Origin of the sequence: Micromonospora sp. D75, assembly GCF_018070405.1 — a bacterium.
GTDB classification, from domain to species: Bacteria; Actinomycetota; Actinomycetes; order Mycobacteriales; family Micromonosporaceae; genus Micromonospora; species Micromonospora chalcea.
This window is the reverse complement of record NZ_JAGPXV010000839.1, coordinates 1-2084: the sequence shown is the minus strand read 5'-3', so window position 1 is coordinate 2084 and position 2084 is coordinate 1. Positions and strand designations below refer to the sequence as shown.

The following is a 2084-nucleotide window of genomic DNA, read 5'->3' as shown; positions in this document are numbered from 1 at the left end:
CCGGCGGCCGGTTCGACGCGCAGCGGATGGAGGTGGCGTCGTGAGGGCGCTGACCGACGGGTGGCTGATGGCGGGCCGGAACATGCGGCACGTGGTCCGCGCCCCGGAGGAGATCATCATCTACTTCAGCCTGCCGATCATGTTCGTGCTGGTGTTCGGCTACGTGTTCGGCAGCGGCATGTCCGTGCCGGGCGGCGGCAACTACCGGGAGTTCCTGCTGCCCGGCGTGTTCGTGATGACGATGCTCTACGGGCTCGGCGCGACCGCGTCGGCGATCGCGGCGGACGCCGGCCGGGGCGTGGTGGACCGGTTCCGGTCACTGCCGATGGCCCGTTCGGCGCTGCTGTCCGGCCGCGCCGGCGCCGACCTGGTACGCGCGTGCCTGGAGATGACCACGCTGGTGGTGTGCGGGCTGCTGGTGGGCTGGCAGTGGCGCGACGGAGTCGGCCCGGCCCTGACGGCGGTGGCGCTGATCCTGCTGCTGCGCGTCGCGATGACCTGGGTGGGCATCCTGTTCGGGCTGCTCGTGCCGAACCCGGACACGGTCGCGGTGGTGGTGTTCCCGCTGGCGTTCCCGCTGACCGCCCTGTCCAACGGGTTCGGGGCTCCGGAGCTGAGGCCGGTCTGGCTGGGCGCGTTCGCCGCGAGGAATCCGCTGTCGGCGACGGTGGCGGCGGCCCGGGACCTGTTCGGCAACCCGGGCCTGAGCGGCGACTCGTGGCCGGCCCGGCACGCGCTGGAACTGGCGGTCGCCTGGCCGCTGGCGCTGATCGCGGTGGCCGCGCCGGCGGCGGTGCGCCGCTACCGGCGGCTCGGCCGCTGACAAGGGCCGGGGTATCGGGGGGATGAAATCGGGGCGCGGCCGAAGCCGCGCCCCGATGCTCCCAGGCCCTTCCCGGCCGGTGGGGCGAAGACGATCAGCGCCGACCTTCGGACCGACCCGACGTGGACTGGCTGCCCCCGCCTGGCCGTTGTCTACTGGCCGTGCCTTTCACCTTGCCCGTACACCGGTAACCGCGGCCGGTTCGCGCCGCCCCGCCGACCCCCGCCCGCTGGACCTGGCCGCCGCAACCTTCCGGTCGCTCGGCCAGCGGACGAAGGGACGAAGCGAACAACAGCCGCTTCCCGTGGTAGGACTCAAAGACGGTACGGCGTAGACCCCCGCCGCTGTCAACCCACCCGGGCCTGTCGTGTGTTGCGACACGGCGTGTCGCGTCGGCGCGTCTCGATTCCTGAGCCTGCTTCAGGCGCCGAGGTGGTGCCGCAGCATCGCCGCCGCCGCACCCGGATGATCGTCGGCGAGCAACCCGGCGGCGGCCAGCACGTAGTCCACGTCGACGACCGGGCGGGCCGCCCGCGGCAACGCCCACCCGCCGGCGTGGTCGGTGAGCACCGCGTCGAGCACCGCCGCCGCGTCACCCGGGTCGGCGTGCCGTAGCACCCCGCCGGAGCCGACGAGCAGCTTCACCTCCCGCAGGTCCCGCCCGGCCCGCTCCCCCGTCGCCGCCCCACGCGCGTGCCGCCGCAGCGCCACCGTCGCCGCGAGGGCCGCGATGCGCCGGTCCACGGCCCGGTCGGCGTCACCGGCGGGCAGGAACCCCGGGTCGGCGGCCCGCACCGCCGCCGCGGCCGCCAGATCCGCCTCCTCGGCCGCGTCGAGCAGCCGCTCCTCGACCGCGGCACGCACCACACCCGGCGCGCTCCACCGCATGCCCAGGTCACCCTCGACGGTACGGGCCCGCCACAGCGTCCCGGCGACCTCCTGACTCGGGCCGCTGTCCCGCTCGTCGGGGGTGAGCACCGAGTACACGTCGGTGGTCGCGCCACCCACGTCCACCACCGCGAGGTCACCGCCGAGCGTCCCGGCGAGGACCTCCACGCCGGTCAGCACCGCGTCGGGGGTGGCGGCGCGGACCAGCCGCGCGAACCGCGTACCCCGGGACAGCTTCTTGCCGCCGATGACGTGCCGCAGGAACACCTCCCGGATCGCCGCCCGCGCCGACGACGGCTCCAGCACCCCGATCCGGGGCAGCACGTTGTCCGCCACCGTCACCGGCACCCCCGCGCCGGCCAGCACCGCATGC

Annotated in this window: 2 protein-coding genes; one reads left to right on the top strand and one right to left on the bottom strand. The window is 75.0% G+C overall.

From position 1 onward, the window contains the following. The first annotated feature begins 40 nt into the window (after positions 1-40). Positions 41-823, top strand: a complete 783-nt coding sequence (locus tag KBX39_RS29740; protein ID WP_210873708.1) for an ABC transporter permease — start codon at positions 41-43, stop codon at positions 821-823. A 420-nt stretch (positions 824-1243) separates the two neighbouring features. Here the strand turns inward: KBX39_RS29740 and KBX39_RS29735 are convergent. Beyond that, the coding region (locus tag KBX39_RS29735; RefSeq protein WP_210873706.1) for a glutamate mutase L at positions 1244-2084 on the bottom strand (841 nt) is incomplete at its 5' end.